The organism is Phenylobacterium sp. (assembly GCF_036563385.1).
Lineage (GTDB): Bacteria > Pseudomonadota > Alphaproteobacteria > Caulobacterales > Caulobacteraceae > Phenylobacterium.
In genome coordinates this window covers 974,044-992,081 of the sequence record NZ_DATCML010000004.1, presented here as the reverse complement: position 1 = coordinate 992,081, position 18,038 = coordinate 974,044, and the positions used below count along the sequence as shown (strand labels likewise).

19 protein-coding genes and 1 riboswitch are annotated in these 18,038 nt (G+C 70.3%); of the genes, 12 read left to right on the top strand and 7 right to left on the bottom strand.

Annotation, left to right across the window (positions count from 1 at the left end):
* The first annotated feature begins 14 nt into the window (after window positions 1–14).
* From moaA to VIL67_RS05775, 3 genes are read left to right on the top strand one after another with little or no spacing between them, the layout of a single operon-like run.
* Window positions 15–1,043: a GTP 3',8-cyclase MoaA gene (gene moaA / locus VIL67_RS05785; RefSeq protein WP_332047885.1), complete on the top strand. Its 1,029-nt coding sequence runs from the start codon at window positions 15–17 to the stop codon at window positions 1,041–1,043.
* Between the two features lie 3 nt (window positions 1,044–1,046).
* The gene (locus VIL67_RS05780; RefSeq protein WP_332047884.1) at window positions 1,047–1,286 is read left to right on the top strand and encodes a MoaD/ThiS family protein; all 240 of its coding nucleotides are present in this window, start codon (window positions 1,047–1,049) and stop codon (window positions 1,284–1,286) included.
* A complete protein-coding gene (locus VIL67_RS05775) occupies window positions 1,283–1,759 on the top strand; it encodes a molybdenum cofactor biosynthesis protein MoaE (protein WP_332047883.1) in 477 nt (158 codons plus the stop codon). Before VIL67_RS05780 ends, VIL67_RS05775 begins: the two co-directional genes overlap by 4 nt.
* Here the strand turns inward: VIL67_RS05775 and VIL67_RS05770 are convergent.
* Window positions 1,728–2,198: a hypothetical protein gene (locus tag VIL67_RS05770; protein WP_332047882.1), complete on the bottom strand. Its 471-nt coding sequence runs from the start codon at window positions 2,196–2,198 to the stop codon at window positions 1,728–1,730. The two genes, VIL67_RS05775 and VIL67_RS05770, sit on opposite strands and share 32 nt — an antisense overlap.
* A 156-nt stretch (window positions 2,199–2,354) precedes the next feature.
* Here VIL67_RS05770 and moaB point away from each other — a divergent pair, with 156 nt between their 5' ends.
* Genes moaB through VIL67_RS05755 form a run of 3 tightly spaced genes read left to right on the top strand, consistent with a single transcriptional unit; the run spans window position 2,355 to window position 4,576 of the window.
* Entirely contained in the window at window positions 2,355–2,906 is a 552-nt protein-coding gene (moaB, locus tag VIL67_RS05765) for a molybdenum cofactor biosynthesis protein B (protein ID WP_332047881.1), read from the top strand.
* Window positions 2,903–3,376 carry a cyclic pyranopterin monophosphate synthase MoaC gene (gene moaC / locus VIL67_RS05760; protein WP_332047880.1) on the top strand — a complete coding sequence of 158 codons (474 nt, stop codon included), beginning with the start codon at window positions 2,903–2,905 and terminating at the stop codon, window positions 3,374–3,376. Before moaB ends, moaC begins: the two co-directional genes overlap by 4 nt.
* Before the next feature lie 9 nt (window positions 3,377–3,385).
* The gene (locus tag VIL67_RS05755) at window positions 3,386–4,576 is read left to right on the top strand and encodes a molybdopterin molybdotransferase MoeA (RefSeq protein ID WP_332047879.1); all 1,191 of its coding nucleotides are present in this window, start codon (window positions 3,386–3,388) and stop codon (window positions 4,574–4,576) included.
* On the opposite strand, the gene VIL67_RS05750 is transcribed toward VIL67_RS05755, so the two are convergent.
* The gene (locus tag VIL67_RS05750) at window positions 4,510–5,508 is read right to left on the bottom strand and encodes an XdhC family protein (RefSeq protein WP_332047878.1); all 999 of its coding nucleotides are present in this window, start codon (window positions 5,506–5,508) and stop codon (window positions 4,510–4,512) included. The genes VIL67_RS05755 and VIL67_RS05750 overlap by 67 nt on opposite strands.
* A gap of 94 nt (window positions 5,509–5,602) precedes the next feature.
* Here VIL67_RS05750 and VIL67_RS05745 point away from each other — a divergent pair, with 94 nt between their 5' ends.
* Complete coding sequence (locus VIL67_RS05745) at window positions 5,603–6,475, top strand: bifunctional regulator KidO (RefSeq protein WP_332047877.1); 873 nt, start codon at window positions 5,603–5,605, stop codon at window positions 6,473–6,475.
* Between the two features lie 3 nt (window positions 6,476–6,478).
* Here the strand turns inward: VIL67_RS05745 and VIL67_RS05740 are convergent, their stop codons facing one another.
* The 5 genes from VIL67_RS05740 to VIL67_RS05720 form a co-directional block, all read right to left on the bottom strand.
* A complete protein-coding gene (locus tag VIL67_RS05740) occupies window positions 6,479–7,678 on the bottom strand; it encodes a M24 family metallopeptidase (RefSeq protein ID WP_332047876.1) in 1,200 nt (399 codons plus the stop codon).
* 27 nt (window positions 7,679–7,705) lie between these two features.
* Window positions 7,706–9,508 (bottom strand): TonB-dependent receptor plug domain-containing protein, encoded by a 1,803-nt coding sequence (locus VIL67_RS05735; RefSeq protein WP_332047875.1) that lies wholly within the window; start codon window positions 9,506–9,508, stop codon window positions 7,706–7,708.
* 86 nt (window positions 9,509–9,594) lie between these two features.
* Window positions 9,595–9,824, bottom strand: a riboswitch (cobalamin riboswitch).
* 22 nt (window positions 9,825–9,846) lie between these two features.
* Complete coding sequence (locus VIL67_RS05730; protein WP_332047874.1) at window positions 9,847–10,713, bottom strand: dienelactone hydrolase family protein; 867 nt, start codon at window positions 10,711–10,713, stop codon at window positions 9,847–9,849.
* Between the two features lie 318 nt (window positions 10,714–11,031).
* Window positions 11,032–12,144: an alanine dehydrogenase gene (ald, locus tag VIL67_RS05725; protein WP_332047873.1), complete on the bottom strand. Its 1,113-nt coding sequence runs from the start codon at window positions 12,142–12,144 to the stop codon at window positions 11,032–11,034.
* A 366-nt stretch (window positions 12,145–12,510) separates the two neighbouring features.
* Window positions 12,511–13,011, bottom strand: a complete 501-nt coding sequence (locus VIL67_RS05720; protein ID WP_332047872.1) for a hypothetical protein — start codon at window positions 13,009–13,011, stop codon at window positions 12,511–12,513.
* Window positions 13,012–13,595: 584 nt separating this feature from the next.
* Between VIL67_RS05720 and VIL67_RS05715 the strand changes: the two genes are divergently transcribed.
* The 5 genes from VIL67_RS05715 to VIL67_RS05695 all read left to right on the top strand — a co-directional run bounded on the left by VIL67_RS05715 (window position 13,596) and on the right by VIL67_RS05695 (window position 17,905).
* Window positions 13,596–14,210: a hypothetical protein gene (locus tag VIL67_RS05715; protein ID WP_332047871.1), complete on the top strand. Its 615-nt coding sequence runs from the start codon at window positions 13,596–13,598 to the stop codon at window positions 14,208–14,210.
* A 461-nt stretch (window positions 14,211–14,671) separates the two neighbouring features.
* A complete protein-coding gene (locus VIL67_RS05710) occupies window positions 14,672–15,166 on the top strand; it encodes a GNAT family N-acetyltransferase (RefSeq protein WP_332047870.1) in 495 nt (164 codons plus the stop codon).
* Window positions 15,167–15,546: 380 nt separating this feature from the next.
* Window positions 15,547–16,476: an oxygenase MpaB family protein gene (locus VIL67_RS05705; RefSeq protein WP_332047869.1), complete on the top strand. Its 930-nt coding sequence runs from the start codon at window positions 15,547–15,549 to the stop codon at window positions 16,474–16,476.
* A gap of 316 nt (window positions 16,477–16,792) precedes the next feature.
* Window positions 16,793–17,005, top strand: coding sequence for a DUF4287 domain-containing protein (locus VIL67_RS05700; protein ID WP_332047868.1), 213 nt, complete (start codon window positions 16,793–16,795; stop codon window positions 17,003–17,005).
* A 48-nt stretch (window positions 17,006–17,053) separates the two neighbouring features.
* A complete protein-coding gene (locus tag VIL67_RS05695; RefSeq protein WP_332047867.1) occupies window positions 17,054–17,905 on the top strand; it encodes an alpha/beta fold hydrolase in 852 nt (283 codons plus the stop codon).
* The last annotated feature ends 133 nt before the right edge of the window (window positions 17,906–18,038 follow it).

Here is an 18,038-nt window from a genome sequence, read left to right as displayed (position 1 = left end):
ATCTTGGTCGCCATATGACGCCCTACGACGCCATATCGGGGCAAGGCCCCACAGGGCTGACGGACGGTTTTGGCCGCACGGTCAGCTATCTGCGCGTGTCGGTGACCGACCGCTGCGACCTGCGATGCGTCTACTGCATGGCCGAGCACATGACCTTCCTGCCGAAGGCCGAGGTGCTCACCCTGGAGGAGCTCGACCGGATCGCCTCGGCGTTCGTGGCTTTGGGCGTCAAGAAGCTGCGGATAACGGGCGGTGAGCCGCTCGTGCGCAAGGGCGTCATGGGGCTAATCCGCGAGCTCGGCCGACACCTGCGGAGCGGAGCGCTCGAGGAACTGACGCTCACCACCAATGGCACCCGACTTGCTCAGTTCGCCGGCGAGTTGGCCGAGGCTGGGGTGCGCCGGGTGAACGTCTCGCTGGACACGCTGAAGCCCGAGCTTTTCCGGCGACTGACCCGTGGGGGCGATGTCGCCAAGGTTGTCGCCGGGATCGAGGCCGCCCAGGCGGCGGGCCTGAAGGTGAAGATCAACGCTGTCGCACTCAAGGACGACAACGCGGCCGAGCTGCCGGAGCTGATCCGCTGGGCGCACGGGCGCGGCTGCGACATGACGCTGATCGAGACCATGCCGCTGGGCGAGGTCGAGACTGATCGCACGGATCAGTACCTGTCGCTGGAGACCGTGCGCGCCGAACTGGAGAGCTTCTGGACGCTCTCGGACCTGCCGCTCTCTACCGGCGGGCCCGCCCGCTACGTCGCGGTGGCGGAGACCGGGGGACGCCTCGGTTTCATCACCCCGCTCAGCCACAACTTCTGCGAGGCTTGCAACCGCGTCCGGCTGACCTGCACCGGCACGCTGCACACCTGCCTCGGCCAGGAGGACGCCTCGGACCTGCGGGCGGTGATCCGCGCCGGTGGCTCCGACGACGACCTCGTCGACGCGATCCGGCTGGCTGTGGACGGCAAGCCGAAAGGCCACGATTTCCGCATCGAACGGAGCGCTGGCCCTGCCGTCGCTCGCCACATGTCTACGACGGGGGGCTGAGCAGTGGCCAAGGTGCTGTTGTTCGGACCGCTCCGCGATCTCGCCGGCTGGCGTGAGCGGGAGGTGGACGCCGCGTCCATCCAGGCGTTGACAGCGCTACTGACGGCCGAGGACGCCCGACTGGGAGAAGCGTTGGCCGCCCCGGGCGTGCAGATAGCGTTGGACCAAGCCATCGTACGCGGCGACCGCCCGCTGTCGGCTGGGGCGGAAGTCGCGTTTCTCCCGCCGATGAGCGGCGGATGATCACCCTCTCTGAAACGCCGTTCGATCCCGGCGCCTTGCTGTCGGACTTCACCGCCGGGCGCACCGAAGTTGGGGCGGTGACCACCTTCACGGGCATAGCCCGGGCGGAGGCGGGCTCAACCACGGTGCTCGAGCTAGAGGCCTATCCCGGCTTCACCGAAGCCGAGATCGGCCGGATCGCCGACGAGGCCCAGAGGCGGTTCGGGATCGCCGACCTGAGAATCCTGCACCGCGTCGGACGCATCGCGCCGGGCGAGCCCATCGTCTTCGTCGCCACTGCGGCGAGGCACCGTCGCGCGGCGTTCGAGGCCTGCGACTTCCTGATGGACTACCTGAAATCCAAGGCCCCGTTCTGGAAGAAGGAGCATGGGCCGGACGGCGCGCGGTGGATCGAGCCCCGGCCCGAGGATCACGCCGACGTGGCCCGTTGGGATCCGAGCCTCAGTCCGGCTGCCCGTCGGGAAGGCGCCTGACCACCTCGAAGTATCGGGCGGCCATGTCCTCGATGGCCTCCCGGGCAGGGCTCACCGCGGCAAAACCCTCGGCCGTGTAGCGCAGGTTGTGGGCGTCTCGGATCAGCCAGCCTGCGTCCACCAGCTCGCCCACCTTTCGCCGGACGGTCTCCTTGGGCATGCCGGTCGAGTCCGCGATCGAGCGGATGTTGATGCCCAGGGAGGGCAACACCGCCACCTCCCCATCCATGAGTTCGTCGACCGTGTAGTCACGGAACTCGGGGTGCTGGGTGGTGCGCACCGCAATGACCAGCATGACCAGGATCTTATCGGTGTCCCCGCCCAGGTTCCCCCGTCCGACGGTCATGAACCGCAGCAGGGGCTGGAGCAGGTCGGAGGCGATCGCCGGATAGCCTTCCCGGATGCGCGCCAGCAGATGCTCCCGCGGCGTGGCGGACATCAAGATCTCCCTGAGAGGGGTCTGTTTCAGCGCGCCCCGACGTAACGCTGTTAGATCAACGGGCGGCGGAGCGGGAGGTTGCGCCTGATCTCCCGCGGCGCCCTACCCAGAGCGGCCTGCGGCGGGATAGAACGGCGTGACAGAGGAGCCATGCCCATGAACGCGCCTGTGCTAACCCCCGGCGGCCGCATCGACACCTCCAAGCCGATCAAGGCGGTGCGGGTTGCGGTCCTGACCGTTTCCGACACCCGGGACGAGGAGAGCGACACCTCCGGCCACCTGCTGGCCGAACGGGTGAGGGCAGCCGGCCACGAACTGGTCGCGAAGGGCATCGTCCCGGACGAAGTGGAGGCCATCCGCGCGCAGGTCCTCGCCTGGGTCGAACAGGGGGTGGAAGCTATCGTCACCACCGGTGGAACCGGCATCACCGGGAGAGACGTGACGCCGGAGGCCATCCGCCCGCTGTTCGACAAGGAGATCGACGGCTTCTCGGTGATCTTCCACCTGATCAGCTATCAGTCGGTCGGGCTCTCCACCCTGCAGTCGCGGGCGCTCGCCGGCATCGTGAAGGGCTGCTTCGTGTTCTGCCTGCCGGGGTCTAATGGCGCGGTGAAGGACGGCTGGGACAAGGTGATCGCGGCCCAGCTCGACAGCCGGCACGGGCCCTGCAACATGGTGGAGCTGATGCCGCGGCTGCTCGAGCAGTGAGCAAGCTCACCCACATCGATGAGACTGGCCGGGCGCGGATGGTCGACGTCTCCGAGAAGGCGGTCACCCCTCGGGAGGCGCTGGCCGAAGGTTTCCTGCGTATGCGGCAGGCCACGCTCGAGCTGGCGCTTTCGGGCTCCGGGAAGAAGGGGGACGTCCGCGCGGTCGCCGAAATCGCAGGGGTGATGGCCGCCAAGCGCACCGCGGACCTGATCCCCATGTGCCACCCGCTGGCGCTGTCCAAGGTCGAGGTTCGGGTGGAGCCGGCCGACGGCGGGCTTGCCGTCAGCGCGCGGGTGAAGACGACCGGTCAGACCGGCGTCGAGATGGAGGCCCTGACCGCCGCCTCGGTCGCCCTGCTCACCCTCTACGACATGCTGAAAGCGGCGGAGAAGGGCATGGTCATCGAGGCGGTGCGGCTGGTGGAGAAGACCGGCGGGAAGTCCGGCGGCTGGCGCGCGGACGGCTGAGGGCGAGCCATGAAGCTGCTTCCGGTTGATGACGCGCGCGCACGGATGTTGGCCGAGGTCGCCGCGCTGCCGGCCGAGACCGCGCCCTTAGCGCGCGCCACCGGCCGGGTGCTGGCGGAGGACGTCGAAGCGCGCCGTGACCAGCCGCCCTTCCCCGCCTCGGCCATGGACGGGTACGCCGTGCGCGCCGCGGACTGTCCCGGCGCTCTGCGGATCGTGGGCGAGAGCGCCGCGGGGCACGGGTACGAAGGCGCGGTCGGGGCGGGCGAGGCCGTGCGCATCTTCACCGGCGCCGCGGTTCCCGTCGGCTGCGACGCCGTGGTGATCCAAGAGGACTGCCGGCGAGAGGGCGACGTGGTTCATGCACCGGCCGCGTCTCACGGCCACCACGTGCGGCCAGCGGGCGGCGACTTCCGGCAGGGTCAGGTGTTGCTCCAGCGCGGGGTGCGCATCGATCCGTGGCGGCTGTCGCTGGCGGCCTCGGCGGGCCGGGCGGAGCTGTCGGTTGTGCGACGGCCGCGGGTCGCCCTGCTCTCCACGGGCGAGGAGATCGTCGAGGCGCCGGCCGAGCCCGGCCCTTTCCAGATCTACGATTCCGGCGCGCCCGCTCTCGCGGCGATGATGACCGGCTGGGGCGCCGAGGTCGTGCGCGCCAAGCCCTTGGCCGACGAGCTCTACGCGGTGATCGCTGCCCTGCGCGATGCGGACGCGGACCTGGTGGTCACGCTTGGCGGCGCGTCCGTGGGCGACCACGACCTAGTGCGCGACGCGGGGCTGGCGCTCGGCCTTTCTTTCCGCGTGGAGAGCGTGGCGGTACGGCCCGGCAAGCCCACCTTCTTCGGGGTGCTGGGCGACGGGCGCCGGATGCTGGGCCTGCCCGGCAATCCCGCCTCGGCCTTCGTTTGCGCGGAGATGTTCCTGCGGCCGATCATCATGGCCTTTCAGGGCGCAGCCACCGCGCCTTCGACGATCACCGCACGGCTGGAGCAGGACCTCCCCGCCAACGGCGCCCGTGAGCACTGGATGCGCGCCAAGCTAAGCTATGCGGATGGCATGGTCGGCGTCCGTCCCTACCGGGAACAGGACTCTTCTCTGGTCAGCGTGTTCGCCGTCTCGGACGCCCTGTTACGCCGTCAGGCGGGGGCGCCGGCGGTGGCGGCGGGCGACGTGGTGGAGGCGTTGCCGTTGGAACGCGCGTAGCGGAGCGCCATGATCTCGCCGACCACCGAAACGGCCACTTCAAAGGGCGCCTTGCCCCCGATATCGAGGCCGATAGGGGCGTGCAGCCGGGCGATGGCGCTCTCCGACACCCCGGTGGCGCGCAGCCGGGCCAGGCGCTCCGGCAGGCGGGCGCGCGCACCGAGCAGGCCGACATACCCGGCCCGCGACGTCAGGGCGGCGCGCAGTGCGTCCTGGTCCGTTTCCAGGTCGTGCGTAGCGACGGCGACCGCCGTCCAAGGGTCGAGCCCGAGCGCCGCCAGCGCCTCCGCCGGCTCCTCGCGCCGATAGGCGAGCCCGTAGATGGGCGGCGGCGCGGCTGGGCCCTTCGGCCGGACCAGAGTCGTCTCGAAGCCGGACCGGACGCCGAGCTCGGCGATCGCCAGGGCGGTGGGATCGCCGCCCACCACGACCAGCCGCGGCACGGGGTCGTAGATCCGTACGACGGTGGCGTCGGGTCGCGGCTCCAGGTCAGGCGCGCAGGCCCGCGCCTCGCCGTCGCTGACCCAGACGACCGCCCGTCGCTCGCGTTCGGCCGACAGCAGTTCCGCAAGCGCTGCATCGTCGGCGGCCACACGCTCCAGCACGATCTCGATCCGGGCTCCGCACAACAGGCGGATGTCCGGCCAGGGGCTGCCCTCGCCATACACCAGGCTGCGCGGGCGCCCGTCCGCCAGCGTATCCGCCGCATGGCCCGCCACGTCGCCCTCGACGCATCCGCCGGAGAAGTAGCCCGCAACGATCCCATCGGCGAAGGCCATCTGGGTCCCCGGCGGTCGCGGTCCGCCGCCGTCCACCCGCACCAGAGTGGCCAGCACCATGGGCAGGCCGGCGTCGCGCGCTGCCCGGAGAGCCGGACGGACATCATCGGTCAGCCCAAAGGTGGGCCACTCGGGCAGGGGGTGGACGATCAAGCCTTAACCCTCAGGCAAGGTTGTGTAGACGGGTTCGTAAGCATCTTAAGGGAATGTGGCGGCTCATAGGGACCTTACCAGACCTTACGCCTCCATGACGTCTCCGATCACCAAGCTCGGCCTCGGCTCGGGCCAGTTCGGCCTCGACCAGCCGGCATTCCGCGGACGCCCGCGTGACGCGGAAGCCCGTGACATCCTGGCGATCGCCGCCCGCTCCGGCATCGGAGCGCTGGAGGTCAGCCGCTGCCCTGCCACCGTCGAGACGACGCTCGGCCAGATCACGCCGAAGCCGAACCCGTTCCGCATGACCATCACCACCGTGCGCCCGGATCGTGGGCCCGACCTGGTGGAGGCCGAGGTGCGCGCGCAATTGCAGCGCCTGAGCGTGGACCGTGTGGACACCATCCTCGCCCCCTCGGCCACGGACCTGTTCTCCACGAACGGGCCAATCGTGTGGGACCGCCTGAGGGCGCTGCGCGACAGCGGCCTGTGTCGCAAGATCGGGGTTTCGGTCTACGCGTCGGACGACCCGATCGGCCTGACCCGCCGGTTCAAGCCAGACGTGGTCCAGGCGCCGGCATCGCTGCTCGACCAGCGGCTGCTGGTGGACGGAACCCTGGCCGCACTCGCCGAGATGGGTGTCGAGGTGCAGTTGCGCTCCATTTTCCTGAACGGCCTGCTGTTCCTGCCGCCCGACCGCGCCCCCAGCCACCTGAAAGCCGCCGCCGGCCGCATCAGCCGGGCGCGCCGCCTGATCGCCGAAGGTCGCTCCGACCCGCTGCAGGCGGCCCTCGGCTTCGCCCTGTCGCGGCCGGAAGCCTCAACGGTGCTGGTGGGTGTCGCCTCGGCGGCCGAGATGAGCGCCGTCGTCGCTGCCGCCATGAGCCCCCCGCCGGATCTCGACTGGGACGAAATGGCGATCGACGACCCCATGGCGCTGGACGAGCGAGCCTGGGCCGCCGCCTAGGCGTCAGCCGAACGGTTGCTCCAGGCTCGGTTGCGGCTCGGTGAACCAGGCGGCGCCGTCTTCCGTCACGTGGAAATGGTCCTCCAGGCGCACCCCGAAGGCGCCCGGCAGGACGATCATCGGTTCGTTTGAGAAGCACATTCCCGGGTGCAGGGGCGTGCGATCGCCCTTCACCAGGTAAGGCGCCTCGTGGATGGACAGACCGATGCCATGGCCCGTGCGGTGCGGCAGGCCAGGCAGCCGGTAGTCCGGGCCAAGGCCTTCGGCCTCGAGCACCCGGCGCGCGACCGCGTCGATCTCCTCGCACGGCACGCCGGGACGAACGGCGGCGAACGCCGCCGCCTGGGCGCGCTTCTCGATCTCCCAGATCCGAACCAGCTCGGGACTAGGCTCGCCGAAGACGTAGGTGCGGGTGATGTCCGAGTTGTAGCCCTGCACCCGGCAGCCCGTATCGATCAGCACCACGTCGCCACGCTTCAGCTGCTGCTCGCCAGGCAGGCCATGCGGGTAGGCCGTGGCCTCGCCGAACTGCACCGCACAGAACGAGGAGCCATCGTCCGCCCCCAGCGTTCGGTGCGCCTGGTCGATGAACCGGCGCACCTCAGTCGTGGTGATCCCCTCGCGCAAGATGCGCGCCGTCCGCCGGTGGACCTCCAGCGTCATAGCCTTCGCCTGGGCCATCAGCGCCAGCTCGGCCGGCGACTTGATCATGCGGCAGCCGTCGATCACTCCGGCGCCGTTGGTGGTCTCCAGGTGGGGCGCCGCTGTGCGCAGGCCGTCGTACATGAAGAAGGCTAAGGCCGGGTCGACGGCCAGGCTCCGGACCCCGAGCTCGGCCAGAACCGCGGCCGCGAGGTCGTAGGGGCTCTCGTGCTCCTCCCACAGCCGCAGGCCCGCCTCGATACCCAAGGCCGCGCGCAAGGAGCCCTCCTCGAACGCGGGGCAGATCATCACCGGCTCGCCCGAGCGGGGCAGGACCATGGCCACCAGCCGTTCGGTGGCGTTCCAGCCGACGCCGGCGAAGTAGCGCAACGAGGCGCCCGCGCCGACGACCAGTGCGTCCGCACCGACGCCCGCCGTCAGGCCCTGCGCCTTCGCAAGCCGGGCCTCCCGCTCCTGGCGGCCAATGGGCGGGGCCGGGCTCGGCCAGGGCGCAAGCTCGGCAAGTTCCCGCTCTGCGCTCGATCCCCCGACACCGCCCATCGCCCGCCCTCCTGCTTCGCCGGCAGTCTAGTTCCGCAGGCGGACGCCAAGGAAGACTGTCCGGCCAGGCTCGGCGTAGCCGAAGCTCTCCGAGTAGCCCTCGTCGGTCAGGTTCTCGACGCGGCCGGTAAGGCTGACCCGGTCGTTGAGGGCGAAGGCGGCGGCGAGGTCGGCCGTTACGAAGCCCTTGCGGGTGACGCGGGTGAACCCGTCGCGCGCGGTGTCCGTCTGGCTGGATTCGGCTCGCACCGTGAGCGCGCCTGTCAGACGCTTGCCGGTCCAAGTGAAGGTGGCGGCGCCCATGTGATCCGGAACCCGGATGAGGCTGGCGTCGGTCGAACGGTCCACCGCATCCGTGCGGGCGTAGGCCAGCCGCAGGGTGAGGTTATCGGTCATGTCGGCGTCCGCCTCGGCCTCCAGGCCTTCCGAGCGGGTACGGGCGATGTTGATGTAGCGGAGGCCCTGGTAGGTGATCTGGTCCTTCACATCGAGCCGATAGGCGGTGAAAGCTGCTCGCACCCGCTCGCCGCGCCAGCCCAAGCGCAGGTCGTAGCCCTCCGCCTTCTCCGGTTTGAGAGCCAAGGGCGGCGCGAAGCAGAAATCGCAGGCGAACTGGCTGATGGTGGGGATCTTGAAGCCCGTGCCGGCGGATCCGGTGAGCGTGAAGCCCGCCGGCAGGCGCGCCGCGGCCGAAACCCGGCCCGTCGCGCGCCCCTTAAACTGGTCGGGGTCGTCATACCGCAGGCTCGCGGTGACGGTGAGCACGTCCACTTCGCGGCGCACGACGCCGAACGCCGAGGTCACGGAGAGGTCCTGCTCCACCCGCCCGGACAGGTTGGCCTCGGTTTCCTGCCGCTCGGCGCCCAGCACCAGGCCGTCACGCTCGGCGGTCCAGCGCAGAACCTGCCGGTCGGCGGAGAAGCGGGACGGGAAGTCGGAGATGTTCTTTCGATCCAGGTCGTACGCTGACAGGCTCACCGCTTGGCTGAAGCCAAGGGCCTCGAACCGGCCCCGGATCAAGCCGGACCAAGCACGGGAGGTGTTGCGGTCCTCGGTGTCAGCCAGCTCAAAGGCCGGCGCCGGAAAGCCGTCGATCTCCACCTCGCTGTCTGTGTAGCGGAGCTTCGCCTCCAGGCTCGCAGTAGCCGAGAGGGAGAGGCGGCCGGAGAGGTTGGCGGTCACGGTCTCGAAGCCGTCGGCCTCGGCGCCGCCTGCGGCCTTGGATATCCCGTCGGTGCGGAACCCCGTGATGGTGGCCGACAGCGCGCCGCTGTCCGAGGCGCGTCCGACGCCGAGGAAGCCACGGGCGGTGTCGCGTTGGCCGCCCTCCAGGTCCAGGCGCCAGCCGTCCAGCTCGCGGGTGGTCAGGGCCACGACGCCGCCGATCGCCTCGGAACCCCACAGCGAGCTCTGCGGCCCGGACAGCAGCTCGATGCGTTCCAGGTCCATCGTCTGCAGCGAGGCGGGGTCGAAGGCGCCGCCGGGATCGGCCGGGTCGCCGGCCGGCACGCCGTCGATCAGCACCAGGGTCTTGTCGGGCCCCGCGCCGCGGATGCGGATCGCGCCCACGCCGCCATAGGCGCCGGTGCGGGCCACGGCCACGCCGGGCAGGGTGGAGAGGACGTCGGTGGCGAAGGGGGTCTGGCGGGCCTCCAGCTCAGCCCGGCCGATCACCCGCGCGCCGGTCACCAGGTCAGGGTCGCTCGGCAGGCGGGTGGCGGTGACCACCACCTCGTCCAGGGCGGCGGCGTCGGCGGCTTCGGCGGCCAGGGCGGGGGTGGACGCAGCGGCCAGGGCCGCGGCGGTGAGGAACAGGGTCGTCTTGCGCATGTCGCGCCTCCGTCGTTTCAGCGGCGTCGCTGCGACGGAGGGCGCACCATGCGCCGTCCCGCGCCGATGGCCTGGACCCGGGCCACGGACGAGCGACGGAGGCGGCAGGTCTCCTGGCTTGCGGGTCACCGGGTGTCGCGCCCTCGCCTTCCCGGTTTCCCAGTGGCGTTCCTCCGCATACGGAGGACATCGGACGCGGCCCTCGCCGCTCACAGTTGCGGGCACAGCCGGGGATTGGCGGCCTCAGATCAGGCCGCTGCACCCCTGTTCCCTCTTGGCCCCCGGATCACGGGGGACCGCCTCACAATGCGGGTAATGGCCCAGGTCGGGCCAGCGCGTCAAACCAGGGCGCGCTTGTACATGGCCAGGAGCTCGGACCAGGCGCGCTCGGCCTGGGCCTGGTCGTAGACCTGGCTGCCCGGCACGCACCAGCCGTGGTCGGCCGTATAGACCTCCACCACCGCCCGCTTGCCGGCGTCGGCGAAGGCCTTCTTCAGCACCTCCTTATCGTCCGGCGCCCGGGCGTCGTCGTTGCGCGCCACGGCTACCAGGTACTCGGCCTTGGTCTTGGGGATCAGCAGGTGCGGGCTCGACGCCTCCTTGGTCACCAGGCCGCCGCCGTGGAACGAGCCCACCGCGCCGATCCGGCCCGGAACCGCCCCAGCGGTGCGGAACGACAGCGGCCCGCCCATGCAGTAGCCCTGCACGCCCACGCGGGCCTTTTTCTTGGTCTGCGGCTGGGCGTCCAGGAAGGCCACATAGGCCACCGCGTCCTTGTCGATCCCCTCGTTGGTCATCGCCTGGCGATAGCCCATCAGGGTCGCCCGCGTGGCCGGGTCCGAGAAGTTGATGTTCCCCGGCAGCACCGGCGCCTTGGCCGACCGGTAGAAGGGGTTCACCACCAGCACCACATAGCCCGCCGACGCCAGCCGGCGGCCCATCTCCCGCTTCACGGGCCGCAGGCCCATGATGTCGGGCCACAGCAGCACGCCGGGCCAGGTCCCCTTGCCCTCCGGATAGAACAGGACCGAGTCCGAGACGCCGTCCGGCGTCTTCACCTGGACGTCCTTCTCCACCACCTTGGCCTGCGCCCCGGCCGCGGTCGCGGCGGCCACGCCGGCGGCGGCCACGGTCCACAGCCCCAGGCCGCGGCGCGACACGGTGGGGTCCTGCACCAGGCCGGGGTGAATGTCGTCGTCACACATGGCGGCTCCTCCCAAGAGTTTGTCGGAAGAGACCGTGACCAATGTTGCTGGGGTATGTCGAGCGCCAAGACCATCGGCGGCGGCGCGGGCGGCGGCGCCGCAAAGATTGTCCACGAACCACACGAACCACACGAACCACACGAACATGGGCGAGCAGGCGCCGGGCCAGGCGGCGGGTTGCGCGCCTGCGGCGCGCGAGACTCCATCGGGCGCTCGATCTCCGCCGCACCGACCGTTCGTGTGGTTCGTGTGGTTCGTGGTCAAACAAAGGGCGGCGGATCGCTCCGCCGCCCCGCATCTTCGCACCTCAGGCCGCTGCTATTTCCAGGCGCCGTAGGCGTCCTTGAAGCCCTTGCCCAGCGCCTCGGCCACCGCCGGGTGGGCGACGTGGCCGGCGAGCACGTTCAGGCCCTTGGCCAGGTGGACGTTCTTCTTCAGGGCGTCCAGCCCCTGGTCGGCCAGCTGCAGGCCGAACGGCAGGGTCGCGTGCACCAGAGCCTCGGACGAGGTGCGCGGCGCAGCCCCCGGCATGTTGGCCACGCAGTAGTGGACCACCCCGTCGACGGTGTAGGTGGGATTGTTGTGGGTGGTCGGCCGGCTGGTCTCGAAGCAGCCGCCCTGGTCGATGGAGACGTCCACCAGCACCGAGCCCGGCTTCATGCGGGACAGGTGCTCGCGGCGCACCAGCTTGGGCGCGCTGGCCCCGGCGCTCAGCACCGCGCCGATCACCACGTCGGCCTTCAGCACCTCTTCCTCCACCGCGTCCTGGGTGGAGTAGCGGGTCAGCACCCGGCCCTGGAACATGTCGTCCAGCTGGCGCATGCGCGGGATCGAGCGCTCCAGCACCACCACCTCGGCCCCCAGGCCCGCGGCCATGCGCGCGGCGTTCATGCCGACCACGCCGCCGCCCAGCACCGCCACCCGGGCCGGCGGCACGCCGGGCACCCCGCCGATCAGCAGGCCCATGCCGCCGTTGTGCTTCAGCAGGGTCTCGCCAGCCGAGAAGACGGCGATGCGGCCGGCCACCTCGGACATGGGCGCCAGCAGCGGCAGCCCGCCCTGCGGATCGGTCACCGTCTCGTAGGCGATGCCGGCGCAGCCCGAATTGAGCAGGCCCTCGGCCTGGGCGGGGTCGGGCGCCAGGTGCAGGTAGGTGAAGAGGATGTGCTTGTCGGTCAGGCGCGCCCACTCGACAGGCTGCGGCTCCTTCACCTTCACGATCATCTGGGCCTGCGCGAACACCTCGTCGGCGTTCGGCAGCAGGCGGGCGCCGGCCCGCACATAGGCCTCGTCCGCGTAGCCGGCGCCGGCCCCGGCCCCCAGCTCCACCACCACCTCGTGGCCGTGGGAGACGTATTCGCGGACCGCGGTGGGCGTCAGCCCGACACGGTATTCGTCAGGCTTGATCTCGCGGGGCACACCGACGCGCATAAGAGCCTCCCTCGGGGCGTGTTTTTGCAGCTTCGGCGCGGTTTGGGGGGAGGAGCGTGCGGAGTCAAGGGAGGTGAGGTGGGGTGGGGGCGCGGGAGGTCGGCTACTGACTCTTAGCTGGCCATGGGAACGTCCGCTTTCGGGGCAGACGCAAAGCTTGGCCAGGGAAACGTCAGCTATGGGTGGGAGGCGTGGGCGCTCACAAGGTCTGAGGTGGGTCGTTAGCCGACGTTGGCCCGCGTCCGAAAACCGGACCTTCGGGCTTGTGGCCGCGGAGCGGACATTCTCAACGTCCGCTATGGGTGGGAAGCGGAACTTCGCTGCGGGTCGGGAAGCTGACGTTCGGAACTCAGCTGTGGATACGGCCTACTTGGCGATGAATCCGTCGCCACCCTTCTGTCGGTGCATCTTGGAGAGCCTCTCGAAGTAGCCAACCACGTGGCGCTGGTAGATCGGCTCCACAGCCTCATCGAACCACATGTCTTCCAGGCGCATCTCGCCGCGCTGGAGCGCCTCTCGCGCCACGAGATCAACGTCTGGAACCAAGCCCAATCGTCCGGACTGGATCGCCTCCTTAAAGCGACGACCGACAACCGCTTCGAACTCGCACCACTCATCGTAGAGCGCGCAGAGAATTGCGATCGCAGACCCGGTTCGCAGGAGGGTGATGTCCACGAGTGGTGCGTAGCCAGTCGGAGTTATCAGCTCCGCGTCTACGAACTTGAGAGGGTCGAACCGTACGTTCACGTCTGTGGCGTGCCCGAAGCCCGAGTACGACTCTGCCATGTCCACGTAGAGCAGTAGGATGTCTCTGATCGCATCCTGCGCCTCACCGTAGTTCTCACTAGTGATCGTGTGCGCCGTCATGGCTCAGCCTCGCACGGCTCGTGCAGGGCCGTCCATCTAACGCCCGAACCGCTCCCATCGCGGCTCGTAAGCGATTGCTCGCGAGCGGACCTTCCTGCCTCGTCCCAGCGCGCTGCGCGCCTGCGAGAGGGGCGCGGGGCGAGTGGCTGCGCGAGAGCGCAGGCTCGTGTTGATCGTTATGGCTGGAGGATGCCTGCGGGATGACTACGTCGCTACCGCGCGATGGCGATCATCAACGGGCGCTCAGCTTCGTCGATCGTGAAGCATCGGCGGGCTCGACGCTCGGGTGGAGAGTGGCAGTTCCACCTCCGCTTCCGCTCAGCCCTGCGGACGCCGGCCCGTCGTCTACCAGGGTGGTGAACCGGTACTGTAGGCCTGTGTAAACCTCTCTTCCCTAAACCTACTCGCTCGGACAGGGGGGAAGGCGTGTTCGCTTATCTAGGTCAGTCCTTGACGGCAGTTGAGAAGTGGCTCTTAGCGGGTTGGTGTTAGGGGGGCTTTTCGCCACGTCTCTAGCGGTCCGAGCGATCGGCTTCCTAGCGGCCCTGGTCGGCCTCCCAAGCGACGCCCTGGAGGGCTGGCTGATGCTCGCCGGGCTGGCAGCCATTGCGGTAGCTTGCGTTGCTTATGCACCCCAATACCCGTTCCTCAACAAGCTGTGCTGCGCGGCGCGGGCAGCTTTTGGAAGCGAACCCGCACGAGGGGAGGTGCACCTCTGGGCCGGCCAAAACAAGCTTGCGCGCGACTGGGCCTATCACCGGGGCCTGACGGGCAGCCCGCCCACTCTGAACAGCGCGCTGGCTTTTCTGAAGCGCCAGTACGACGTTAGCCTGGAAGGGATGGGCAGCTCCGAAAAGGTTCTGAGTCCTACTCAGCAGCGCGCTCTCCTCTTAGAGATCGCTCGGATTCTGTTCCGTTCTGGCCTGATGAGCGTGGAAGCCGCTGCCCCCGCTGCTCCGCGAGAGCCTTCCGAGGCCGAGGTCCTGAAGCGGCATCTGGACGGAGCTCGCGATGACCGCCGGGAAGAACAGCGCCGGGCTGAGCGGGCGGAGCAGCGGCGCCAGTCGCGCGCGGCCGAACTCGGTCGAAATCTCGGCGAGTATCAGAAGCGCCTGCTCACGGAGAAGAGCCTGCACATGAGGCAGTGCCTTACTGAGAACATCGCCAAGGCTCAGGCCGAACTCCTTACCCTGCGCTGAGTCGAGCACGAGGCTAAAGGCAAGCGCTACAAGACGCAGGCTGGCGCTTAAGGCCATGGCGGGCAGTTTGCCTGCGGGATCGTTCGTTGCTGCGATCAGTCCACTGGACTGATCGCTCGCGCTGGCGCGCGACCGCGCCTCACCTCAAGGAGCGGTCGGAGGGCGCGTCCTTGACTGACCGGAGCCCGCAGGCTCGCATCTGCCGTGGACCTTAAGGGGGGAGGCATTCTCGGGTGGGAATGCTCCGGGAGGTCGACTAGGCGCGGGCGGTCGTCTCAGCGGCGAAGCCCGCCCCGCGACGGCCTTCCTCCCCGGTTGCGCGGGGCCTCAACGGGGCCTAGCTTCGCCGGATGTTCGAGGCTGTGATCGCCCTCTGATCGTCTCCGCCTGAGGCGGATGCTGCGGCCTCCGCGCACGCGCGGAGCGGGCCGCGCCTGTTGGGCTTCCAGAGGACTCAGACATTGGACATCAGACCAGAGCGACCCGCCGACGCGGGCGCGATCAGCCATCTTACGACCCGGGCTTTCGAGACGACGGCGCACGGCAGCGGCACGGAGGCGCTGATCGTCGAGCGGCTGAGGGAGGCGGGCGCCCTTACGACCTCGCTGGTCGCTGTCGCCGATCATGAGGTCGTCGGCCATGTGGCCTGCTCGCCCGTGACCATCGAGCCCGAACAGCCCGGCTGGTATGGCCTTGGACCGGTCTCGGTGCGGCCGGAGCGTCAGCGCAGGGGCATCGGGCAGGCCCTGGTGCGGGCCGCGCTCGAGGACCTGCGGCTCAGGGGCGCGGCGGGGTGCGTGCTGCTCGGCGATCCGGCCTACTATGGGCGGTTCGGCTTTGTGAGCGACGCGGCGCTGACCTACCGGCGCGCCAGGTCGCGCTACTTCCAGCGGATCGTCCTGGGCGGCCCGCCGGCGAGCGGCGACGTCTCGTTTCATCCCGCGTTCGGGGACTGATCGGTTGGGGGTGGGAATGCGCCTCCTGGGGCGGGCGGCTCGGGCCTGCGGGCGAAACGCTTCGTTCGGTCTCTCCATCTGCCTCTCCGGACGGTCGCGGGCGGCTGAAGCTCGGCTTGGGTCCCGGCTTTCGCCGGGATGAGCGGTGGGGGTGGGCGCAGGCGCCGTTCGGGTCCAACGGTGGAGCGGGTCGTGGCGCCGGCGCCGCCCTCACCCGGCCTCTCCCAGGCGCTACGCGCCCGGGAGAGGGGCGCGGCGGTGGGCGTCGGCGCGGAGCGCGGGCTGGCGCTTAAGGCCATGGCGAGGAGACGTGGCGGGAGCGGCGGCGGGCGGCGCCTTCGCTCTTCCCCTGCGGGCCGGCCGTCCTATCTTCAATCGCCATGCCGCCTCGCCCCTCCCCTGCCGCCCCGCTTCGCCAGGCCGTGATCGGCCAGGTGCGGCGGCTGGTGGGGGGCACGGGGGACGATACGGTGGAGCGGAACCGGGCGGACGTGGGGCTGTTCGGGCCGGAGAGCGCCTGCTGGAAGGTGCATGGCGACTTCACCAGCATGATGGTCGGCGGGACGGCGGCGCTGTTCCTGCAGATGCTGCACCCAGGCGCGCTGGCCGGGGTGTGGGACCATTCCAACTTCCGGCGCGACATGCTGGGGCGGCTGCAGCGCACGGCGCGGTTCATCGCGGCGACCACCTATGGCGACCGGGCCGAGGCGCAGGGGCTGATCGAGCGGGTGAAGGCGATCCACGGCCATGTGCGCGGGTCCCTGCCGGACGGGACGCCCTATGCCGCCGACGACCCCGAGCTCCTGACCTATGTGCATGTGGCCGAGGTGAGCTCGTTCCTGGCGGCCTACCTGCGCTATGTGGACCCCGGCTTCCCGGCGGCGGAGCAGGACCGCTACTACGGCGAGGTGGCCGAGATCGCCCGGCGGCTGGGCGCCCCCGACGTGCCGCGCAACCGGGCCGAGGTGGCGGCCTACCTGGAGGCGGTGCGGCCGAAGCTTCGGTCCGACGTGCGGTCGCAGGCGGTGGCCAGCGCCCTGCTGGCCCAGCCGGCGCCGAGCCCGGCGGCGGCCCCGGCCATGAAGCTGACCTTCGATGCGGCCAAGGACCTGCTGCCGGCCTGGGCGGCGGAGATGCACGGTTTCCGGCTGTCGGGCGCGCGGCGGGCGACGGCGCGGGCCGGGATCCGGGCGCTGGGCCAGGGGATGCGGTGGGCGCTGACCAACAGCGCCGAGGCGCGGGCGCGGCGGCGGGCGGCGGAGCTGGCGGCGGAGGCGGGCAGCGCCGGCGAGGCCGCAGCGGCGGGCTGAGCGGCGGGGTCATCTAGACGCTTTAGCCGGGCTGCGCTGGGCGCAGGCTGGCGCTTAAGGCCATGGCGGCCAGTTTGCCTGCCCCTGATGCTTGCTCAAGGACGCGCGCGCAGCGCGCGCCGCCGCGCGGCCGGCCGCAGGCCGGTCCTTGACCAAGCTTCAGGGGCAGGCTCGCATCTGCCGTGGACCTTAAGGGACGGAGGCATTCCCGGGGGGAATGCTCCTGCGGCGGACGGCGTGTCGGCCTGGCCCAGCGCGGCGCGTCCTTGGGGAGCTGGCGCTAGGCCGCGATGACGAGATCAGAGGAGGAGCTTTCGTGGCTGAGGAGAAGGTGAAGGGGCCGGCGTCGTACTTTCCAACGATCGAGAAGACCTACGGGCGGCCGATCGCCGAGTGGAAGGCGCTGGTGCGGGCCAGGCAGCCGGCCAAGCACATGGAGCTGGTGGCCATGCTGAAGGACGAGCACGGCATGGGCCACGGGCACGCCAACGCCATCGTCGCCCACGTTCTGGCGGAGGACAAAGGCTGACAGGCTGATGGGCTGGCGGCGGGCCGGGGGTGGGGTAAGCTCGCGGCCATGACGATCCGCAGCACCACTTTCCGCTATCATGGGGCCGACGGGACGGCGCTGGCCGGGTTCCGGTGGGACGCCGCCGGCGAGGACCGGCCCGCGCCGCGGGCGGTGCTGCAGCTGGCGCATGGGGCGGGCGAGCATTCCGGGCGATATCGCGAGCCGCTGGGGCCGCTGGCGGCGGCCGGGTTCCGGATCTATGCGGCCGACCATCGGGGCCACGGCCTGACGTCGGGGATGAGCCACCTGGGCGACTTCGGCCCGGGCGGGGCGCCGGCGGCGGTGGACGACATGGCGGTGCTGTCGCGGCTGGCCCGGGACGAGAACCCCGGCCTGCCGCTGGTGCTGATGGGCCATTCCATGGGGGCGATGTTCGCCCAGGCCTACCTGCTGGAGCATTCGGGCCTGATCGACGCCCTGGTGCTGTCGGGCACGGCCGGGCCCGGGCCGCGGATGAAGGGCGGGCCGAACAGCGTCTACGCCAATCCGCGGACGCCCTACGACTGGCTGAGCCGGGACCCGGCGGAGGTGGACCGCTACATCGCCGACCCGTTCTGCGGCATCCGGTTCAGCGAGGCCTCGGCGGCTTCCTTTGCGAGCCTGCGGGAGCGGGAGCTGACGCCGCAGGCGCTGGCCGGGGTGCGGCGCGGGCTGCCGGTCTATGTGTTCGTGGGCGACGAGGACCCGATCAACGAGAAGCTGGTTCGGCTGACGCCGCTGGTGGACGCCTACCGGGCGGCGGGGCTGGACGTGACGCTGAAGGTCTATCGGGGCGGACGCCATGAGATGCTGAACGAGACCAACCGGGCCGAGGTGGTCGCCGACCTGCTGGCGTGGCTGCAGCAGACGGTGGGGTGAGCGCAAGGCGGCGGCGGTTTGTTCTCTTTTTGTTCTTGACAGCGCGCGGGTTTTTCGGCACGATCGGGCAGGCTTGAGAGCTGCGCCCGGCGGCCGAGCAAGGTTGTGCGTGCGGGCTCGCCCCGGCGCGCAA